This is a genomic window from Thalassospira sp. TSL5-1, assembly GCF_001907695.1.
Lineage (GTDB): Bacteria > Pseudomonadota > Alphaproteobacteria > Rhodospirillales > Thalassospiraceae > Thalassospira.
The window spans coordinates 599,793-621,057 of record NZ_KV880638.1 but is presented as its reverse complement, the minus strand read 5'-3'; the positions used below and the strand labels follow the sequence as shown (position 1 = coordinate 621,057).

The 21,265-nt window shown below is 55.6% G+C and carries 19 protein-coding genes; 4 read left to right on the top strand and 15 right to left on the bottom strand.

Annotated elements, in window-relative coordinates; translation table 11 throughout:
- Positions 1–53: 53 nt before the first annotated feature.
- Positions 54–1,244: a urate hydroxylase PuuD gene (locus LF95_RS12310; protein WP_073955407.1), complete on the bottom strand. Its 1,191-nt coding sequence runs from the start codon at positions 1,242–1,244 to the stop codon at positions 54–56.
- A 329-nt stretch (positions 1,245–1,573) separates the two neighbouring features.
- Between LF95_RS12310 and LF95_RS12305 the strand changes: the two genes are divergently transcribed.
- Positions 1,574–2,497: a LysR family transcriptional regulator gene (locus LF95_RS12305; protein WP_073955406.1), complete on the top strand. Its 924-nt coding sequence runs from the start codon at positions 1,574–1,576 to the stop codon at positions 2,495–2,497.
- Between the two features lie 11 nt (positions 2,498–2,508).
- Here the strand turns inward: LF95_RS12305 and LF95_RS12300 are convergent, their stop codons facing one another.
- Complete coding sequence (locus tag LF95_RS12300; protein ID WP_073955405.1) at positions 2,509–3,213, bottom strand: LrgB family protein; 705 nt, start codon at positions 3,211–3,213, stop codon at positions 2,509–2,511.
- Positions 3,200–3,772: a CidA/LrgA family protein gene (locus tag LF95_RS12295; protein ID WP_083607770.1), complete on the bottom strand. Its 573-nt coding sequence runs from the start codon at positions 3,770–3,772 to the stop codon at positions 3,200–3,202. Before LF95_RS12295 ends, LF95_RS12300 begins: the two co-directional genes overlap by 14 nt.
- A gap of 88 nt (positions 3,773–3,860) precedes the next feature.
- Between LF95_RS12295 and LF95_RS12290 the strand changes: the two genes are divergently transcribed.
- Complete coding sequence (locus LF95_RS12290) at positions 3,861–4,760, top strand: LysR family transcriptional regulator (RefSeq protein ID WP_073955404.1); 900 nt, start codon at positions 3,861–3,863, stop codon at positions 4,758–4,760.
- A 22-nt stretch (positions 4,761–4,782) separates the two neighbouring features.
- Here LF95_RS12290 and LF95_RS12285 read toward each other — a convergent pair whose 3' ends face one another.
- The 3 genes from LF95_RS12285 to LF95_RS12275 all read right to left on the bottom strand — a co-directional run bounded on the left by LF95_RS12285 (position 4,783) and on the right by LF95_RS12275 (position 7,695).
- Positions 4,783–5,889 carry a histone deacetylase family protein gene (locus LF95_RS12285; RefSeq protein WP_073955403.1) on the bottom strand — a complete coding sequence of 369 codons (1,107 nt, stop codon included), beginning with the start codon at positions 5,887–5,889 and terminating at the stop codon, positions 4,783–4,785.
- Between the two features lie 68 nt (positions 5,890–5,957).
- Positions 5,958–7,136: a methyl-accepting chemotaxis protein gene (locus LF95_RS12280; RefSeq protein WP_073955402.1), complete on the bottom strand. Its 1,179-nt coding sequence runs from the start codon at positions 7,134–7,136 to the stop codon at positions 5,958–5,960.
- 25 nt (positions 7,137–7,161) lie between these two features.
- Entirely contained in the window at positions 7,162–7,695 is a 534-nt protein-coding gene (locus LF95_RS12275) for a PAS domain-containing protein (protein WP_073955401.1), read from the bottom strand.
- A 387-nt stretch (positions 7,696–8,082) separates the two neighbouring features.
- Here LF95_RS12275 and LF95_RS12265 point away from each other — a divergent pair, with 387 nt between their 5' ends.
- Positions 8,083–8,694, top strand: a complete 612-nt coding sequence (locus LF95_RS12265; protein ID WP_073955399.1) for a hypothetical protein — start codon at positions 8,083–8,085, stop codon at positions 8,692–8,694.
- 103 nt (positions 8,695–8,797) lie between these two features.
- Here LF95_RS12265 and LF95_RS12260 read toward each other — a convergent pair whose 3' ends face one another.
- Entirely contained in the window at positions 8,798–9,991 is a 1,194-nt protein-coding gene (locus tag LF95_RS12260; protein WP_073955398.1) for a helix-turn-helix transcriptional regulator, read from the bottom strand.
- Positions 9,992–10,126: 135 nt separating this feature from the next.
- Here LF95_RS12260 and LF95_RS23055 point away from each other — a divergent pair, with 135 nt between their 5' ends.
- The gene (locus LF95_RS23055; RefSeq protein ID WP_073955397.1) at positions 10,127–10,633 is read left to right on the top strand and encodes a hypothetical protein; all 507 of its coding nucleotides are present in this window, start codon (positions 10,127–10,129) and stop codon (positions 10,631–10,633) included.
- Between the two features lie 88 nt (positions 10,634–10,721).
- Here the strand turns inward: LF95_RS23055 and LF95_RS12250 are convergent, their stop codons facing one another.
- The 8 genes from LF95_RS12250 to xdhA form a co-directional block, all read right to left on the bottom strand.
- Positions 10,722–11,792 carry a BMP family ABC transporter substrate-binding protein gene (locus LF95_RS12250; RefSeq protein ID WP_073956234.1) on the bottom strand — a complete coding sequence of 357 codons (1,071 nt, stop codon included), beginning with the start codon at positions 11,790–11,792 and terminating at the stop codon, positions 10,722–10,724.
- A 123-nt stretch (positions 11,793–11,915) separates the two neighbouring features.
- Positions 11,916–12,836, bottom strand: coding sequence for an ABC transporter permease (locus tag LF95_RS12245; RefSeq protein WP_073955396.1), 921 nt, complete (start codon positions 12,834–12,836; stop codon positions 11,916–11,918).
- Entirely contained in the window at positions 12,836–13,915 is a 1,080-nt protein-coding gene (locus LF95_RS12240; RefSeq protein WP_073955395.1) for an ABC transporter permease, read from the bottom strand. Before LF95_RS12240 ends, LF95_RS12245 begins: the two co-directional genes overlap by 1 nt.
- Entirely contained in the window at positions 13,902–15,512 is a 1,611-nt protein-coding gene (locus tag LF95_RS12235) for an ABC transporter ATP-binding protein (RefSeq protein ID WP_371440822.1), read from the bottom strand. Before LF95_RS12235 ends, LF95_RS12240 begins: the two co-directional genes overlap by 14 nt.
- 103 nt (positions 15,513–15,615) lie before the next feature.
- A complete protein-coding gene (locus LF95_RS12230; RefSeq protein WP_073955394.1) occupies positions 15,616–16,068 on the bottom strand; it encodes a nucleoside deaminase in 453 nt (150 codons plus the stop codon).
- Positions 16,069–16,228: 160 nt separating this feature from the next.
- Complete coding sequence (gene xdhC, locus LF95_RS12225; protein ID WP_073955393.1) at positions 16,229–17,338, bottom strand: xanthine dehydrogenase accessory protein XdhC; 1,110 nt, start codon at positions 17,336–17,338, stop codon at positions 16,229–16,231.
- 5 nt (positions 17,339–17,343) lie between these two features.
- Positions 17,344–19,782, bottom strand: a complete 2,439-nt coding sequence (gene xdhB, locus LF95_RS12220) for a xanthine dehydrogenase molybdopterin binding subunit (RefSeq protein ID WP_083607665.1) — start codon at positions 19,780–19,782, stop codon at positions 17,344–17,346.
- On the bottom strand, positions 19,775–21,253 hold the full coding sequence (gene xdhA / locus LF95_RS12215; RefSeq protein ID WP_073956232.1) for a xanthine dehydrogenase small subunit: 1,479 nt from the start codon (positions 21,251–21,253) through the stop codon (positions 19,775–19,777). The genes xdhB and xdhA overlap by 8 nt, the downstream gene beginning before the upstream one ends.
- Between the last annotated feature and the right edge of the window lie 12 nt (positions 21,254–21,265).

Below are 21,265 nucleotides of genomic sequence, written 5' to 3'. Positions count from 1 at the left end.
TGCCACTTGGTCATCCCTGTTTGATGGCGGCGTCAACCCAAATGGAAGAGGGTCTAGTCCGGCATTTTCGCCCGGATCCACTGACCAAGCTTTGCCCGTTCATCGTCGGTCATTTCGGTCAAATTGCCCAGCGGCATGGATTTGCCAATCACCGCCTGGGCCATAATGCGCTGCGCATTGGCATGGACCTGATCAAGGTTATCAAACATCACCCCGGCCGGGGCTTCGTCAAAGCCATCCTCGGTCGGATGCGCGGAATGGCAAACGGCACAGCGGGTTTGAATAATGCCAATCGCCTCGCTTGAGGAAATCACATCGCCCGCGCGTGGCGCATTGGGATCGTAAGAAACAAACACCACCAAAATTGCCATGAAAACGGCAGCAGCGGGCAATTGCCAGGCAATGGCGCTGCCACTGCCGCCCGCATTGCGGGTATTGAAAAAATGCCGCACCAACCCGCCAACAATCAGGATCAGACCAATCACGATCCAGGAATGGTCATGGGCATAGGTCATCGGGTAATGGTTGCTGATCATCATCGCCAGCACCGGCAGGGTGAGATAGTTATTGTGCGTTGAACGCTGCTTGGCTTGCAAACCCAGTGCCGGGTCCGGTTTTTCCCCGGCCATCAGCGAGGCGACAACCTTTTTCTGATTGGGAATGATGATGCGAAACACGTTTGCCGCCATGATGGTGCCGATCAGCGCGCCAACATGAATAAACGCGCCACGCCCGCTAAAGACATGGGTGTAAAGCCAGGCAAAGGCCATGATCTGAATAAACAGCGCCACCGCAAGGGTGCTGGTTTTCCGGCCAATCGGGCTTTTGCAGATCAAATCATAAATAAACCAGCCCGCAACTAGGCTCATCAACCCGGTCAGGATCGCATCCCATTTGGTCATCGGCATCACCGATGGATCAATCAGGTAGGATTCCGCACTCCAGTAATACATCGTCACCAGCAGGGCAAAGCCGGTCAGCCAGGTGAAATAGGCCTCGTATTTGAACCAGTGCAGGTCATCGGGCATTTTGGCGGGTGCCACCATCCATTTATTGACATGGTAAAAACCACCGCCATGCACCATCCAGGCTTCGCCATAGACCCCCTCATCCATACCGGGTCGCTTGCGCAGCGACAGGTCCAGCCAGACAAAATAAAATGACGAGCCAATCCACGCGATACCCGTAATCACATGCGCCCAGCGCAGGATCAGATTGATCCAGTCCTGAAACAGAATGTCCACCTGTTTGATCCCTCTCTCTTACCGGGGGCACCGCAATGTGCGCCGTCCCATCCCCGGTTCCCGTCCCTGATATTGCCTTGCAGCATATTATGAAGCGCGTTTTCAGAATTCTTATAACCCTATTTTCCTAACACAGGGCTGGCGGACGCTCTATTATTTAGCAAGCCTGCATAATCGAAATGACTTTCAAGACATTTTTTAAAATGGCACAGTATCGGAAGGGTTCCCCTGCCCGTCAGGGGCTTCGCCATCGCAGCAAAAAATACGGGTACCTGTCAAAATGCCCGATAAAACAGCCTTTAAACCGACAAGAGTGAGATCATAGTGCCATGTCCGATTTTGAGGACATCCAGATTTTTGTCCGTGTTGCCGAACTGGGCAACCTTTCGGCCGCCGGGCGCGAATTGCGCCATTCCGCTGCGGTGGTGTCAAACCGCATTGCCCGGCTGGAAGAACGGCTGGGTGTACGTTTGCTGAACCGCACCACACGACGGGTGGGCCTGACGACGGAAGGCGACATTTATTATCGCCATTGCCAGCGTATTCTGGCCGAAATGGAAGAGGCCGAAAACGCCATTGCCAACCAGAAAAACACCACCCGTGGCCCCGTGACCGTGACCTGCCCGGTGGCGTTTGGTAATATGTTCGTCGCCCCGATCATTCCCAAATTCGTTGAAAAAAACCCTGATGTGCAAGTGCGCCTGCATCTGTCCGACCGGCTTCTGGACCTGTTGCAGGACAAGGTGGACCTTGCCATTCGCATTGCCGAGCTTAAGGAAAGCTCGCTAATTGTGCGCAAACTTGCAGCCAACAAACGGGTGCTGGTGGCAAGCCCGGCTTACCTGAAGCGCAATGGCACCCCGCGCACGCCATCGGACTTGCTGGATCATAACTGCCTGTTGCTGCGCTTTCCCGGTTCGCGCCAATATCAATGGACATTGCAGCGCGAGGGTGACGAGGCCCCAACCACCCTTTCGGTATCGGGTTCAATGGATTCGGACAATGGCGAGGTTTTAACCCGCTGGTGCCTGGACGGGCACGGCATTGCCCTGAAATCCATGTGGGAGGTTGGGCCGCATATTCAGTCCGGTGCGTTAAAAATCGTGCTGCCCGACTGCATACCGCCATCACACGCGGTATATACGCTGTATCCTGAAAATCGCTATCTGCCGACACGGGTGCGCGCCTTTGTTGATTTTCTGGTTGCCGAATTTGGCGGCACGCCGCCCTGGGAAAGACTGAACGCGGATTAAGGCAACCATTGTTACCCGCGAAAAAACAGCGCAATCGCCGGTGCGACCAGTACATTCAAAAGACCAACCAGCACCATGATCAAACCGGCGACTGATCCTTCCTCGGTGCCAATTTCATGGGCCTTGGCCGTACCCGCGCCATGTGCGCCCATCCCCAGCGCCGCACCGCGCGCCAGGCTGGAGCTTACCGGCAGGCGGGCCAGCATGATTTCACCCAAAACGGCCCCCAAGACACCGGTAATCACGACAAAAACAGCCGTTAAATCCGGGATACCGCCGATATCGCCCGAAACCTCCATTGCAAAAGGCGTGCTGATGGATCGGGGCAGCAAACTTAACCGCAAGGCCCCATCCAGCCCCAAAAATGTTGCCAGGCACCAGCCGGTGATCATGGCCGTGGCACTCCCGGCCACTGCCCCCACCGCCAGGACCGGCCAGTGGCGCAAAATGAATTTGCGCTGTTCATAAATCGGGATGGCAAAGGCCACCATTGTCGGCCCCAGCAGCGTCACCAGCCAGCCGGTTCCGCGAATATAATCGCTGTAATTTTCATGCAGCAGCAAGGCCAGCGCCATCAAAATTACCGGTGTGATCAAAAGCGGGGTTAACCAGCCATGTTGCCAGCGCCGGTGCAGCTTGCGCGCGACCAGATAAAATCCAATGGTGGCAAACGACCAGAAAACACCCTGCACCACCGGGTTTTCAAACCAGACCATGCCGCCCCCGAAACCGCATAAACAGGTCCATCACCAGCGCCGTCACCGCAATGACAGACGCCGTACTGCCCAAAATCACCAGCAACACCTTGGCCCCCAAAAGGCCAAACAGTTCATGATGGTTCAAAAGCGCCAAAACGGCCGGAATAAAAAACAGCAGCATTTCCGCCAGATACCATTGTGCGCCGCGGCGCATGCTGTGCAGGCTGATCCGGCGGCTGGCCAGCAGGACAAACACAATCACCATGCCAATAATGCCGCCCGGCACGGGAATGCCCGCAAAACGGACAATCGCTTCGCCCAACAGCCAAAAGGCAAAAATCGCCGCGATTTGCAGGATCGGACTGTGGCGCAACACATATCGCCCCCGCACCGACAAACCGGCCAGCGGCAGCACCGGGCGCACTGCCGGGCTGGCACAACCTGCCGCCCCACCGGTAACGTGCAAACGGGATACAGGCGCGGCACGCCCGGCGTCATTGACGGCATTGGTGGCATTGGCCGTGCCGGAATCCGATTTCCTGAAGGGGGTAAAAAAGCTGTTTAAACGATGGGTCATGGTGTTCTCCTTGACCCACAGCATAGAACCATCCATTTTATGATAAAAATGAATTGATTTACTCAAATCTATTCCCAATAGGAATATTATGGATATCCGAACCCTTCGCGCCTTTGTCGAGGTTGTTCGCCAGGGCGGGTTTTCGCAGGCGGCAAAAACCGTTTTCGTGACTCAATCCGCCATCAGCAAGGCCGTGCGCCAGCTTGAAGACGAAATTGGCATTCCATTGCTGGAGCGCATCGGCCACAGTAGCCGCATGACGGCGGCAGGCGAAGTTGTTTATGCCCGCGCACTGCGCATCCTGGCAGAACGCGAAGACCTGCTGGCCGAACTGGATGAAATTCGTGGCCTGAAACGCGGGGCCCTGCATTTGGGGCTGCCCCCCATTGGCAGCAACACACTGTTTGCCCCGGTTTTTGCCATCTATCGCAAACGCTTCCCCGGCATTGATATTCGCCTGGTTGAACAGGGCAGTACCAGATTAGAAGAAATGCTTGAAAGCGGCGATATCGAACTGGGGGCATCACTGTTGCCAACAATGGCCGGCTTTGCCTTTCAACCTGTCCGGTGCGAACCCCTTGTCGCCCTGCTGCCGGCCACGCACGAGGCCGCCCATAAAACCCGCATAAGGTTTGAGGACCTGGCCGATACCGCGCTGATCCTGTTTGAAAAGGGGTTTGCCCTGAACCGTGTGCTGATTACCGCGGCACGGCGCAAAAATATCGAACCCGACATTGCCGCACGCAGCAGCCAGATCGATTTCATCACCGAGCTGGTTGCCGCCAATCTGGGGGTCAGCTTTTTGCCCCGCATGATCGCCCGGCAACGCCCGCATCCTAACGTGCGCTATATCGAGCTTAATGAACCCGACACCCAATGGGACATGGCGATGATCTGGCGGCAAAACGGCTTTTTATCGCACGCTGCCCGCGCCTGGCTGGAAATTGTCCGGGAGATTTACCCCGCTTCGCCAACCGATCCGTCATAACTCGACGTCACAGAGCACAGACTTAACGTTCGGCTGCACCGCCAACACCCGCCAAATACCCCGCCAGTACCGCCGCAACATTTTGCCCGATCACATCATGGGCATAGCCCCCTTCCATGACAAACAGGGTGCGAAGGCCAATTTGGGCAATCTGCCCGCCGATTTTTTCATAATCGGCTGTCGTCAGGTCGAGGCGACCAAAAGGTTCAAATTCGTGGCCATTAACACCCAGCGATACAATCAGCATGTCGGCATTAAAACGGGCAATTTTTGCCGCTGCCTGCGCCATCGCGGCCTCAAATCCTTCAAACCCGACGCCATCGGCAAGGGGAAGGTTCAAATTGGCACCATATCCTGCATCTGCCCCCTGTTCACGAGCATAGCCGGTAAAAAAGGGAAAATGACTATCCGGATGGGCATGGATGGATACGGTTAATACATCACTGCGCTGATAAAATATCTGCTGGGTACCATCGCCGTGATCCTGGTCAATATCCAGAATAGCAATGCGTGCGACGCCCTGTGCCCGCATATGCTGCGCGGCAATGGCAGCATTGTTTAACAGGCAATATCCGCCATAGCGTGCGGCATGGGCATGATGCCCCGCCGGACGCCCCAGGCAGAAGGCGGCTTCACCATCCTGCAATACCGCGTCGGCTGCCGAAATGGCAGTTTGTGCGCCCCAATAGGCGGCCTGCCAGCTACCCTCGCCAATCGGGGTATCAATGGCATAGGCATAATATCCCAGCTTTTTGAGGATATGAATTGTCGCGGGTGATTGTGCGGCACTGTTACCATTTTTGACGGCAGGCTGATACAAATTTGTATCACCGTCATTCAGGCAGCGCGCAGGCCAAATCGCGGGGATGGCATCGCCATCATAACCGGCCTCTTGCCAGTCGTGCCAGGCATGGGCCAGAAACTGAAGATACCCCGTATCATGCACAGCGCAAATCGGGGCCATCCCATGATCGGTGGGGTCCACAAGACGGGCGGAAATTTTATGGGCCAGGGCATCACGAATGATGCCCATCCGCCGTGGATCATCAAGCGGCGGGATCGTATGGCCGTGATAAAACTCCGATTTAACGTCATGGGCGTCATGACGTGCATTGAAAAACACCCGCATTGTCATATCCCCGGTCCGCTCCACAAGCCCTGACCGGCCCGAATACATACCGGAGATTTACTTGCGGATTATTTTTTACGCTCTGAAGTATACAGTACTTTTGTAATATTATCGAGAAAACTGCCAAGCTGGCTACGCAGGCTTTCGGCCTGGCGGGCAAGATCGGTTGCCATTTCGCGGGTGGTTTGGGCGGCCTGCCCGGTTTGCGACGTCATATCAGAAACAACCGAAATATTATCGGTCACTTCGCGCGCCCCGCCCGACGCCTGTTCAACATTGTGGATCATATCACTGGAAAGCGACGTTTGTGTCTGCACATTGGTTGAAATCAGGTCCGAACGCGCAGCAAGATCATCAATTACCCCGGCAATCTCGCGAATTGATCCGACCGAAAGCTCGATCGCGGTTTGAATATCCTGAACTTTTTCCTCGATGCTTTCGGTGGCCTTGCTGGTCTGATTGGCGAGCCCCTTGACCTCGTTGGCAACCACGGCAAAGCCTTTGCCCGCCTCGCCCGCGCGGGCGGCCTCGATGGTGGCATTCAGGGCCAGAAGGTTGGTTTGGGCGGCAATATCACGAATGAAGCTGACAACCTCGACAATCTCGACCGCGGCGGTTTCAAGCTGGCCGATGCGGCCATCGGTTTCGCGCGCCAGGCCATTGGCACGGTGCGCAATATCAACCGATTCCCGCGCCTGCTCGCTAACATCGCGAATGGAATGGTTCAGTTCCTCGGAGGCTTCGGAAACACCCGATACGTTATCTGCTGTCTGGCGGGCTGCCGCCGCCACCGCCATTGACCGGCTGCTGGTTTCCTGGGCGATACGGCTGGCATCATCCGATGCGCCTTCCAGCGCGACCGATGCGTCGGCAATGCGGTCCACCGCGCCAAAAGAACCGCTGCGGAAATCATCGACAACCTTTTGGAACCCGCCCAGTTTCTGCTCGATCATGCTGGTGGCACCATTGATTTCGCGTGCCGACGTCAAATAAGACCCGACAAGGCCGGTTTCGACGATGCGCCGGTAATACCGGTTTTCGGCCACCGCCGCCATCGAGGCGGCGCTTTCGCGCAAAAACGCATCATTACGGTCAATCAGCCGGTTGATCGCATTAAACAGGTCACGCATTTGCGGATGGCTGTCAACATGGGTGATTCGCTGCTCATAGTCGCCATTTGCCGCCGCCTCGACCACTTCCAGCGCCTTTTGAATTCCCGACTTTGTAGACCCGCCAAACAGGGACATCTTCTAACCTCGGCTTTAACGTTACTTACAGGCTTTGCACAAACTGGTCGTAATCAAGGCCCAGATCCTTGACCTTTTGCGCCATTGCGCGTGCCGCCATATTCATGCCGTCCTTGCGGCTGGGCTGGCTTTCCTCGATTTTGCGCAATTCGGCATAAAGCGGTTTGACAACTTTATCGACCACCCCTGCTTCTGGCACACGACGGTTGGAATGATAGCCCGTGATGGTTCCATGCGGGTCAAAGCTGGGCGTTACATGGGCATAAACCCAGTAATGATCCCCGTTTTTTGCCAGATTGACGACATAGGCAAAAATCTCGCGCCCGGCTTCGATTTCAGACCATAACAACTGAAACACGCAACGCGGCATGTCCGGATGACGGATAATCGAGTGGGGCTGCCCTAAAAGTTCTTCCTCGGCGTAATCGGCGACACGCAAGAACACATCATTGGCATAGGTGATCCGGCCCTTCAGGTCGGTTTTGCTGACAATCAGTTCATCGGCACCAAAATGGCGTTCAACGCCTGTTGGCTGCACATGTGATCGTTTTTCTGTCACGCTTCTTCCCTGGTCTCTATTTTCATTCAGCCAATAGCGGCCCCGGCAATGCCTGCCATTAAGAATAAGGTGTACCGCGAACACGACATCATACCAACGTAAATTTTACTCTTGATCATCGCCTAACACCCCTTGTCGAAATTAGAGTAATTCCACAAATCTCCATCCGAAACCATAGGGATGCTGCCAGGATATCAGCAGAATGCCGCCGGGATGCAACTGGCACGGTGCGCCGAATATGGCACACGCAGACGAAAAATCGCTGCCATATCCCCCACATGGGGGATTTGCACCAGGTTAAAATCGCGTTGAATAACCGGGAGCAAACCCGCGTGGCCTGCATTTGGGGACAAGGCAGGCCGGGTTTTGAACACCAGGGAGACTTTGATGAAAAAACTGATTATTCCTTTTGCCATGCTGATGGGGCTGGCGGCCTGTCAGACAAGCAGCAATGTTGTGCGCAACAGCCAGGTCAGCCTGCTGTCGCTGGCCAAACCGGACCTTGCCGTCGGTGACACCTATGCCTATTACCGCAATGGCAACAAAGAAACACTGACCGTTACCGGCAAAAATGCCGACCGTTTAATGTTTGAAATTACCGAAGGGCCCAATGCCGGCTGCACATCAGAGGGCACAGACTTCATAAGCCCCGACACCAAATGGACCAATTGCGCCGGATCAAACGGCGTACAAAAAGTTGTCCAGACAGGCGATATCTGGCCGTTGAAGCCTGGTGCGATGGAATCCTTTGAAATTGAAGGCACAGACGGCAAAGACACATGGACCGCAACACGCGATTGTAGGGTTGTCGGAACCGCAATGGTCACGGTTGGCACCAAAACCATCCCGACCTATGAAGTCATTTGCAAAGATGCCTCAAACACCCGCAGTTGGTTTTATTCCCCCGACAGCAAATGGCCGATCAAATTCACCAAGGTCCACAAAAAACGCGGCATGGTCGAAGATTACGTGATCGATCTTGGTCAGGGTGCCAGCTGATCATCCTTCACGGCACAGCATATACAAGCACGACCAAGGGCCCGGTCGATGAAATATCAAGCCCCGCAAACAAAACGACCGGGCCATAACCGGCCAGCCCATTTTAAAGACCCCGTCCAATCGCCGGTTTTTGGGTGTCGCCGTCATCGTTTAGCGGAATGATCAGCTGAACAGCAAGGCGCACAAGCTCCAGCCGGTCACTGGCCCCGGTTTTACGAAAAATGCTGGCCAGCTGGGATTTGACAGTTTCACGTCCCTTGCCCAAATGATCGGCAATATCATTGTTGCTTAATCCGCGCAGAACCGCGTCAAAAACATCGATCTCGGTTGTGGTCAATTTATAATGCTGACGCATCAGACCCACATTCAAATCAGTGTACCAAAACGGGTCCACCACGGTTACCAGCACACCGGAAAACTGCCCGCCAAAAGCGCCACGGGTTTCGCGCAAGGGCGACAGATCCAGCAAATAGGCGCTGTTTTCATTAATCCGGCTGCCAAGGCGAATGCTTTGCGATACCTTACTTAAATGGTCCTTGCGGCTTAGCTTTAAGATGGCATCGCGCAAAAAACGCGCATCATGGTCATCGTGCGCCGACAGACTGGCCCCAGTCCCCAACACCAGGCTGTCACCGGTTGAAACGATGCGATTGAATTCTTCATTGGCAAGGACCAGTTCTGATCCCGCCGTGACAATGCCCACCCCGATCCGCAAACGGTCCAGCACATCAAGAAATGCGCCGTAACGGTGCCGCAAAAGATTGACCGGCCGGTTCATTTCCAGAACCTTTGTCAGATGGGGGCCGATAATGCGCAGCATACGGGCCGCTTCATGCGGGACAAAAGGCCCGTCATCACGATAATGGGTGATTAAAATATCATAGCCAGACGGGTCATTTGACAGACACAACCCCGCTGCCAGATTACAGCCGACAACTTTTTCAAGCCACGGATAAAAACGCGACGGGGACATGTCCCCGTTACGGTGACGCATTTCGTCGCCGACTGAAAATTCGTACAGATCAAGCTGATGAAAATAGGCCGAGCCATCATTATGGTTCAAACCAAGTCGCAGATATTCGGCCGTCATTTCCGGCGTGATCAAGCTGTTGGCATGAAAGGAATAATCGGAAATTTCCGGGCGAATGTTTTCAATATGCACCAGAACAATGTTCTTGCTGCGCAATATACCGGTCAACCAGTCAAGGCGCTCTGTCCACAATTCCGGCGAAATCGCTGCCTCGTATAATGCCGGTATCATCGGATTTAGAAGGCCAAATTCTCTCTCGTCGATCATTCCAAACACCCCCTAACGCCAGCTCCCCCTTTAAACAGATAAACTGTTCTAATTATAAGACAACGGATTTATGCGTCTTTTAAAACAGCTTGATGTATCATCAGGACACAGGCACTGGCTTTGGTTGGGGGACAAATGCAAAAAGATCTTCGGAATTTTCCCTTTCGGATCGTGATCCACGAAAGACAATCTGCCCAACCCATCCTGGACTGGCTGGACCGAAACATTCGCCATGACCGCTGGAACATGGGCATTCGCAATATTGAACTACCGCGATCCGGGCAAAGTGCACCTTACGTCGATATGGTGATCCATTTTGCCCGCAGCGACGACATGGAACTGTTTCGTGAAAAATGGGCCGGAGAAAGCCGCCAGCGCCGGGTAAAATTAAAATTTATCCGCGCGGCCTGGTTCGCGCTGACCCATCCACGGGCCGAAATGATATTTTACGAAACCCTGTCCGATCCCGATGAAGACCGAAATGCAAAGGCGCGCGCCCAGGAACAGGCCGACAAAAAAGCCAAGGAAGATGCCGAAAAGCTCGACGCGGCGGTGAACGCCGCCGAGGCAGCACTTGATCCCGCCCGTCAAACCAAACCCAAAACAGGCGAACCACCCCAAAACAAACGCAATAGCACATAAAAACAGCCCCGCCAGATAACCAGCGGGGCTGTTATGCAACCATATTCCCGACCGGGGATATTCCCCGGCAGGATAACAAGACTTTGTTTTACTTCGGTAATTCGGCGTCGATGCCTTTAATGTACCAGTCCATGCCCAGCAGCATTTCGTCCGGCGCGACTTCGCCTTCCTTCACGCGCAGTTCACCTGCCTGATCATAAATCGGACCCGCAAAAATCTTGATGTCGCCCGAAGCAATCTTGTCTTCGGTTTCCTTGGCAAGGGCGGCAACATCGTCGGGCATGTTGGTGAACGGTGCCATATGGACCATGCCTTCTTTCAGGCCGTGCCAGGTGTCTTCGGCTTTCCAGGTGCCATCCATAACGGCCTGAACACGGTCGATATAATATTCGTCCCAATGGTCAACAATGGCCGTCATCTGGGCTTTGGGGGCAAATTTGATCATGTCGGATGCCTGACCAAAACCCTTGATGCCCCGGTTCTCGGCAACCTGAAGCGGTGCCGGGCTGTCGGTGTGCTGCACCATAATGTCCGCACCCTGATCGATCAGGGCCTTGGCGGCATCGCCTTCTTTGCCCGGGTCATACCAGCTGTTCACCCAAACGATTTTAACCTTCACATCCGGGTTAACCGACCACGCACCGCGCATGAAGGCGTTAATGCCACGTACAACTTCGGGGATCGGGAAGGAACCGACATAACCAATGACGTTGCTTTTGGTCATTTTACCGGCAATCACGCCCGCAACATAACGGCCTTCGTAAAAACGGGCGGCATAGGTCGCCACGTTATCGGCACGCTTGTAGCCGGTTGCATGTTCAAATTTCACATTCGGAAACTGCTTTGCCACCTTGATGGTCGGGTTCATGAAACCAAACGAGGTGGTGAAAATCAGGTCATTGCCGGTCTGGGCCAACTGGCGGATCACACGTTCGGCGTCTGCCCCTTCCGGCACGCTTTCGACAAACGTGGTTTTAACCTTGTCGCCAAATTTCTTTTCAACCGCCTGGCGGCCCTGATCATGCTGGTAGGAATAGCCAAAATCCCCAACCGGCCCGACATAGACAAAACCAACCTTAAGCGGATCAGCGGCCTGTGCCGCCCCCATGCCCAAGGCCAATGCGCCAACAGCGGCAAGTGCTGCTGCCGTGCGCTTCATAAAACGTGCCTTCATAAGAATGTCTCCCTTAAAACCTTCTGCACAGGATTTATACCTGTTATCGCGTACAATCAACAATGCGCGTCATAATTGAGTGTGACGCACCTCCCACATATGCCGGCGTTATTGCGCCGGTCGGAACGCCTTGCCGATGCAGGCCGGCGCGTTAAGGCGAATTTTGGTAACATCACTGGAAATAATCACCAGGACAATCACCGTTGCCAGATAGGGCAACATGGACATAAATTGCGACGGCACATTGATGCCCGCACTTTGTGCATGAAGCTGCAAAACGGAAATACAGCCAAACATATAAGCCCCGGCCAGCAACCGTCCCGGCCGCCAGGTGGCAAACACCACCAGCGCCAGCGCGATCCAGCCGCGCCCGGCTGTCATGTTTTCCGCCCACATCGGGGTATATGACAGCGACAGATAGGCCCCGGCCAGGCCTGACATCGCCCCGCCAAACAGTGTTGCCATATAGCGAATGCGAATAACGTTATATCCAATGGCATGGGCGGAATCATGGGAATCGCCAACTGCCTTTAAAATCAGTCCGGCACGGGTTTTGGTTAAAAACCAGCCCGAAGCAACAACCATGAAAATAGACAGATAAACCAGAAAATCCTGCCCAAACAGGACCGGCCCGATCACCGGAACATCGGAAAGGAACGGAATATGCAGGGACGGCAAGGGTTCGATGGCAAAACCAACAAAACCCGACCCGACCAGCGCGGAAAAACCAACCCCGAAAATGGTCAGCGCCAATCCGGTTGCCACCTGATTTGCCATCAGGGTCAGGGTTAAAAAGGCGAAAATCAGCGCAATCGCCATACCGGCAATCGCGGCGGCAATAATGCCTAGCGTTGCCGACCCTGTTGATACGGTGACGGAAAAACCGGTGATGGCGCCAATCAGCATCATGCCCTCGACACCAAGGTTCAAAACACCTGATTTCTCGGTTATCAATTCGCCGGTTGCCGACAGCAAAAGCGGAGTCGATGCCGTAATCACGGTGAGGATTAAGGGTACGATCCAGTCCATTATGCCAGCTCCCCGGATTTGCTACCCGATCCGAAACGGATGCGGTATTTGGTCAAAACATCACAGCCCAACAGGAAAAACAGCAATATCCCCTGAAACAACCCGGTGACGGCACTGGGCAGCCCCAAACTGATTTGCGCCAGTTCACCACCAAGATAAGTCAGGGCCATTACCAGCCCGGCAAACAAAATGCCGATGGGATGCAAACGGCCCAAAAAGGCAACGATAATGGCGGTAAAACCATAACCCGGCGAAATGGAAGGCTGAAGTTGCCCAATCGGCCCCGCCACCTCAAACATCCCGGCCAAGCCCGAAAGCCCGCCAGATAACAGCAAGGTAAACCACACCATGCGTTTTTGCCGGAAACCGACATGACGGGCCGCCTGTGGTGCCTGACCGACCACGCGCAACTGAAACCCAATCACGGATTTGGTCAGCAAAACCCAGCCGCCTGCCACAATCAGCAGGGCAAAAATCGCGCCTAAATGCACACGGGTGCCGTCATAAATAATCGGCAGCAAGGCGGCATCGGGAAAAGCACGGGATTCAGGAAAGTTAAAGCCTTCGGGATTGCGCCACGGCCCATAAACCAGATAGCTGAGAAACAGGGTCGCAACATAGGTCAGCATCAGGCTGGTGAGAATTTCATTGGCATTAAAGCGCGTACGCAACCACGCCGGAATAGCGCCCCAAAACGCACCGCCAAGGGCCGCCAGCACAAACATGCCCGGCAGCAAAAACGCGCTTTCGCTGTCGTAAAACGCCAGAGCCAGACCACCACCAAAGATGGCCCCCATCGTTAACTGCCCCTCGGCCCCGATATTCCAGACATTGGCACGAAACCCCATCGCCAGGCCAACCGCAATAATCACCAGCGGCGTTGCCTTTACAAACAGCTCGCCCACGCCATAGGCGTTGTTGATCGGCATGATGAAAAAGGTATAAAGCGCCTCGATCGGGTCCTTGCCCATAAAGGCAAAAATGACGGCACCACTTATCAGGGTGAGAAAAATAGCCAGCAGCGGCGAAAGATAGACCATCTTTTGCGAATGCTGGCGACGTGGTTCAAGCCGGATCATGCTGGCCTCCGTTTTGTTCCGGGGCCGGATTTGCGCCCAAGTCATGAAGCCCGCCCATCAGAAGGCCGATTTCATCAATCGTTACATCTGCCATATTGCGCGCCGAGGACATTTTGCCCCCTGCCATCACCACAACCTGATCACAAATGGCATAAATTTCATCCAGGTCCTGGGAAATCACCAAAACCGCCGTGCCCTTTGCCGCCAAATCCAGCAAGGCCTGATGAATGGCGCTGGCCGCCCCGGCATCTACCCCCCAGGTTGGCTGGGAAATGACCAGAACGCCGGGGTCCTGCATAATTTCGCGGCCGACGATGAATTTTTGCAAATTTCCGCCCGAAAGGCTGCCTGCCTCTGCCCCGTGGCCGGTGGTGCGCACATCGAATGTTTTAATGATGCCTTCGGCAAAACTGCGCGTCGGCACCTCGCGGATCAAACCGCGCGCCGACAGGGCCATGCGGCGAAACGCGGTCAAAAACCCGTTTTCCGCCAGGCTCATATCGGGCACAGCCCCGTGCCCATTGCGTTCTTCGGGCACAAAGGCCGCCCCCAAACGACGGCGGCGGCGCGGACCAAACCCGGCGACGGGCTGTTTATCGATAACGATGCAATCGGGTGTGCCCTGAATTTCGGTTTCACCCGCCAGCGCCTGAAACAGTTCGTTCTGACCGTTCCCGGCCACACCGGCGACGCCCAAAATCTGCCCGCCGCGCACCTCGAATGAAATGTCCTTAAGGTCGGTGCCAAATTGCTGATCACTGACCAGCGACAGGTTCTTGACCGACAGGCGCACATCGCCGGGTGCCGGGCGAACGCCCCGATCCGGGGCGACCAGTTTTTGGCCGATCATCATTTCGGCCATTGATTTTGCGGTTTCGGCACGGGGGTCGCAGGTATCGACCACCTTTCCGCCGCGCAACACCGTGGCATGTTCGCACAGGGCCTGCACTTCATGCAGCTTGTGGCTGATATACAGGATGGCGCAGCCTTCGCTGGACAAACGCCGCAGGGTTTCAAACAGCTTGTCCACTTCCTGCGGGGTCAGCACCGATGTCGGTTCATCCAGGATCAGAAGTTTGGGATTTTGCAAAAGGCAGCGGACAATTTCGATGCGCTGGCGTTCGCCAACCGACAGGGTATAAACATGGCGGTCCGGGTCCAGCGGCAGTCCATAGGTTTTTTCAACCTCGATCACCTGCTGGCGTAACACCGCCATATCGCGCACATCATTCATGGCAAGCGCGATATTTTCCAAAACCGTCATGGTTTCAAACAGGGAAAAATGCTGAAAAACCAGACCAATACCCATTTCGCGCGCATCATGGGGGCTGGCGATGGTCACAGGCGTGCCTTCCCATAACAGGTCCCCGGCATCGGCCTGCATCACGCCGTAAATCATTTTAACCAGCGTGCTTTTGCCTGCGCCGTTTTCCCCCAACAGCGCGTGGATTTCGCCTGGCTCGATCCTGAAACTGATATTGTCATTGGCCAGACAACCGGGAAAAGCCTTGGTCACGCCGCAAATTTCTAGCTGCGCGGGCCCTGATCCCGTTCGTTGTTTGACGGCCCCGGTTTTATTGCCGGATATCGCGGTCACTGTCTGCCACCCCCTGATTGCGATCCGATTACATGCGCCAAAGGCGTTTTACCCCTGCCCGGTGCCGTAATCAAACTGTCTCGATATTTTTTTAAGCAGTTTGTTAGTAAGCGATCTTGTCTTCCTTGGCCGCCCATTGATCAAAGACATCGGCCGCCTCTTGCATTTCAATATGTTCACAGGGCAATTCGCGCTGCGACAGGGGCTTGGCAACCTCGTCATATAAAAACTGGTCATCAAACCCGATGGCCGCGGCATCCTCACGGCCATTGGCATAATAGATGCGGTCAATCCGGGCCCAGTAAATCGCCGACAGGCACATGGGACACGGTTCACAACTGGTATAAATCTCGCATCCGGCCAGGCTGAAATCGCCCAATGCCGCACAAGCGGCGCGAATGGCGGAAACCTCTGCATGGGCTGTTGGGTCCATGCTCGACGTCACATTGTTCCAGCCCTCGGCAATCACCTTGCCATCGCGCACAATCACCGCACCAAACGGTCCGCCACAGCCCTCCTGCATCTTTTGGCGGGATAATTCTATGGCGTGGCGCATATGTTTATGCCTGATATCATCACACACAGCCCATTCTCCTTATTCTTGTCCTGCCCCGGATATCCGGGTTTTATTTGATCCGGTTTTATTGCCGGGCAGAGCCGGTAACGCACCGTTTGGGTTTTTCCGGGGCACAAGAAAACCCCGAAGTTAAAATCGTTTAGCCAATATCGCGACCCGCACCGGTCGATGAGGCCGCCTGTTGCGCCTGCCCCTGCTCGCGCAGGCCCACCAGTTGCGCCACCACCGATGCCGCAATCACCGACGGATGCTTGCCGGTAATGCCGGGCACGCCAATCGGGCAGCACAGGCGCGATAAATCGGCATCGGGCACCCCCCGTTCGCGCATTCGGGCCATAAACCGTGCGCGTTTGGTTTCACTGCCAATCATGCCAACAAAGGAAAGATCACGACGCATCAGGGCGTGGCGGCAAATCTCGAAATCTTCGGCATGGGAATGGGTTAAAATCAGCGCCATCGCGCCTTGCGGCATATCGGCGATTTCTTCCCACGGGTCAGGGCTGTGAATGGGATGCAGGCGCGGTTTTGCCGGAATATCAATATATTCGGCACGCGAATCCACCCAATGCAGCGCAAAGGGCAAGGGTTCAAGGGCGCGCGCAATCGCGGCCCCCACATGCCCGGCCCCAAAAAGCCAAAGCGGCGTTGCCCCGTCATCCAGCCGCACCAAAACGGCCTTGCCCGACGCCCCCGGTGCAACGGCAGCGCCCAAAGCACCCAAACCGGCAGTCGCCACAAATCCGCCCCTAACCACACCAAAATCCTGCGCCAATTGCTGTGCAGGCTGCCCGATCAGGGGCACAAAGGAAGCATTTGGGGCATCATCACCCGGCAGAATCATCCAAACAGGATCGCCCGTGCCGCATTGAACGGCCTTTAATGCACGATGCAAGGCCTGCTTGCGCCCCGCATCCAGAGCATGAAACGCCACCTCGACCGCGCCACCGCAACATTGCCCCAACGCGGGCCCCAGCGGATAGCGCATGAAATGGGCATCGGGTGTACCGCCCTCGGCCAGCATTTTGCGCACATGGCGCACCAATTGATGTTCCAGATTACCGCCACCAACCGTTCCCGCCGTTTCATGCCTGCCGACCAGCATAAAGGCCCCGGCCTCGCGCGGGGTGGACCCGGCAATGGCAGCCACCGTTACCATGACAACGGGCTGATCCTGCTGATCCTGCTGTCCCGCCGCAAGCAGAGCCGACCATGATTGCGCATCCAGCGAGAGGGGGGACAAAACGGACATGGACGTTACACCCCTGTCTGCGGGGCACCAACCCCGGCCATTTTCGCCTCGGCACCAGCTGTGCCGAGTTCTTTCGCGTCATGCGCCCCGCCATCGGCCAACGTGGCCGCCTGTTCCGTTAACCGCGTCACCGCCCGCAAAATGGCTTCGGGGGTGGCGGGCGTATTCAGGGCTGGCACAAATTGATGCCCGGCGACTGATGCCACGGCTTGGGCAATGGCCCGATGCACCGAAATTGCCAGCATCAGGGGCGGTTCCCCCACCGCCTTGGACCGATGGATGGTTTTCTCCACATTACGGCCCGAAGACCAAAGCTCCAGCCGGAAATCATCAGGCCGGTCCGAACAGGCCGGGATTTTATAGGTTGATGGTGCATGGGTGCGAATGCGCCCATGATCATCCCACCAGAGTTCCTCGGTTGTTAGCCACCCCATGCCTTGAATAAAGCCGCCTTCCACCTGCCCCCGGTCAATCGCCGGGTTCAGGGACTGGCCCACATCATGCAAAATATCTACCCGAGTAACCTTGTTTTCACCCGTCAGCGTATCAACCATGACTTCGCTGCACGCCATGCCATAGGCAAAATAATAAAAGGGCCGGCCCGATGCGGTTGCGCGGTCATAATGGATTTTCGGTGTGGCGTAATAGCCCGTTGCCGACAGCGAAATGCGCGCGAAATAGGCCATTTTCACCAATTCGGCAAAGCTGAGATCGGCAACATCACCGACCTTGACACGACCCGGCACAAAGCGAATGGCGCTTTCACCAACCCCGTAATGGCTGCTTGCAAAGGCCACCAGCCGGTCCTTGATGGTGCGCGCCGCATTACGCGCGGCCATGCCGTTCATATCCGCCCCCGACGATGCTGCCGTCGCCGATGTGTTCGGCACCTTGCCGGTATTGGTGGCGGTAATTTTGATATTGTCGAGATCGATCTGGAATTCCTCAGCCACGACCTGGGCAACCTTGACAAACAGGCCCTGACCCATTTCGGTGCCGCCGTGATTGAGATGCACCGATCCATCCTGATAGACATGCACCAAGGCCCCGGCCTGGTTAAGAAACGTAGTGGTAAAGGAAATACCGAATTTGACCGGCGTTACGGCAATGCCGCGTTTAATCACCGGACTTTGCGCATTAAAGGCATCAATTTCGGCACGGCGCGCCCGATAATCGCTGCTAGCCAGCAAATCGCGGGTTAGTTCCGGCAGAACGTTATCTTCCACCGTCATATGATAGGGGGTGATATTGCGCCCGGCACCACCGTAATAATTGGCAATGCGCACATCAAGCGGGTCCAGGCCCAGCGTCAGGGCGATTTCATCGATAATCCGTTCAATCGCCACCATGCCCTGCGGGCCGCCAAAACCGCGAAAGGCGGTGTTCGAGACCAAATTGGTTTTGCAGCGATAGGAGCGGATTTCGACATCGCCCAGATAATAGGCATTATCGGTATGGAACATCGCACGGTCGGCAATCGCAGATGACAAATCGGCGCTGAAACCACAATTGGCAGCATATTGAATATCTGCGCCACAGATACGCCCGGTATCGTCAAAACCAATGTCGTAATCGACAATAAAATCATGCCGCTTGCCGGTCATGATCATATCATCATCGCGGTCCAGGCGCATTTTGGCCGGGCGGCCGGTTTTAACCGCCACAATGGATGCCAGTGCGGCCCATTGCATAGATTGTGTTTCCTTGCCGCCAAAGCCCCCGCCCATGCGGCGCACTTCCACCGTCACCGCATTGGCCGGGCGGCCCAGAACATTGGCGATATTGTGCTGCACTTCGGAGGGATGCTGGGTGGAGCAATGAATGAAAACGTCACCATCTTCCTGCGGGATGGCAAAGGATATATGCCCTTCGAGATAAAAATGGTCCTGCCCGCCAATTACCATCCGCGCGGCATGGCGATGCGGGGCGCGAGCGAGGGCAGCGGCACTGTCGCCCCGTTTCATCACATGCGGTTCAGCAACATAGGATTTTTGCACCATCGCATCGTCAATCGACAGGATGGCAGGCAGTTCCTCATATTCAATTTCGGCCAGTTTGGTTGCGGCACGGGCCTGTTCCCGGGTTTCGGCAGCAACGCAAAATACCGGCTGGCCGTAAAACTGCACAATGCCATCGGGCAAAACCGGCTCGTCATGGGTATGTGCCGGTGAAATATCGTTGGTGCCGGGAATGTCATCGGCAGTTAACACACAGACAACACCGGGGGCCGAGCGCACCTTTGACAGGTCCAGTTTGGTGATACGGCCATGGGCAATAGTTGCCGCACCGGGGGCAAGATGCAGGGTGCCGTAAGGCTCGATAATATCGTCGATATAAACGGCTTCGCCGGTCACGTGTTTGGGGCCGCTATCATGCTTGATGGCGGTGCGCACACCGCCTTTAAGTGTCATTTCAGGCATGGTGATGTCGCACGGATCAGCCATTGGATGCCACCTTTCCGACCAGCCGGGTGGTCACATCGGGCTGTGTGGTTTCGATATAAAGTTTGCCAAGCAGGTTTTGCGCCACCAGCATGCGATATTCCCCCGAGGCCCGCATATCCGTCATGGGTTTAAAATCCTCCGCCAGGGCCAGACGGGCCGTGTTTAAGGTAGCCTCGTTCCAGGGCTGGCCAATAAGGGCGGCTTCGCATTTTTTGGCCCGCATCGGCGTGCCTGCCATGCCGCCAAAGGCCATGCGAATATCGGCCACCGACCCGTTTTCCAGCGTAAGGACAAAGGCCCCCAAAACAGCGGTAATATCCTGATCAAACCGTTTGGAAATTTTCCAGGCGCGGAACTGAGTACCGCCTGCGGGCCTTGGCACAATGATTTTTTCTACAAACTCGCCCTTGGCGCGGTCCTGCTTGCCATAGGTGATGAAAAAATCCTCCAGCGGTATTTCGCGGCGCACATCGCCCATGCGCAAAACCAGCCGCGCACCCAGCGCAATCAGCGCAGGCGGGGTATCGCCAATCGGCGAGCCATTGGCAATGTTGCCACCCACCGTGCCGGCATTGCGGATCTGGCGCGACCCAATACGGCGCACCAGCTCACCTAAATCAGCAGCAACCTCGCCCAAGGCGTCATGCGCCGCGCTATAGGTGGCACCAGCACCGATATGCAAATCGCCCGCGTGCCATTCAACATATTTCAAATCCGCCACATCACCGATATACACAATCGGGTCCAGGCGTTTCAGGTGTTTTGTCACCCACAGGCCCACATCCGTCCCGCCCGCCAGAATAACGGCATCGGGATGAGTCACCAAAATTTGCGCCAGTTCATCGCTATTGCGCGGGGCGAAATAACGCCCGCCCGGATGGTCAATTTCCAGCCCGGCTCCTTCCGCCATCAGCCGTTTCAAACGGTCCGCCACATCCTTTCGGCGTGATTGTTCAACAGCATCATCAATTGTAGCCCCGCCGGAAGTTCGCGCCGCCTCGATAATCGGGCCATAGCCGGTGCAGCGGCACAGATTTCCTGCCAGCGCATCATTGATGGCACCGCGGTCATCCTCGCCGCCATCCAGCCAGATTTTATACAGGCTCATGACAAAGCCGGGCGTGCAAAACCCGCATTGCGACCCATGTGTATCGACCATCGCCTGCTGAACCGGATGCAGGCTGCCATCGGCGCCTTTCAGATGCTCGACCGTTAGCAACTGTTTGCCATCAAGGGTTGGCACAAACTGAATGCAGGCATTGACCGTGCGATAGCGCATGGCACCGGGGGCTGTTTCATCCACCTCGCCCAGCACAACGGTGCAGGCCCCGCAATCGCCCTCGGCACAGCCTTCCTTGGTGCCGCATTTATGTTCGCTTAGGCGCAGGTAATTCAAAACGGTGGTTTGCGGGTCAATATTTTCGATCCGGCGTTCTTCATTGCCCAGCAAAAAGCGGATGTCGCTTCGCATCTTTGTCATTGT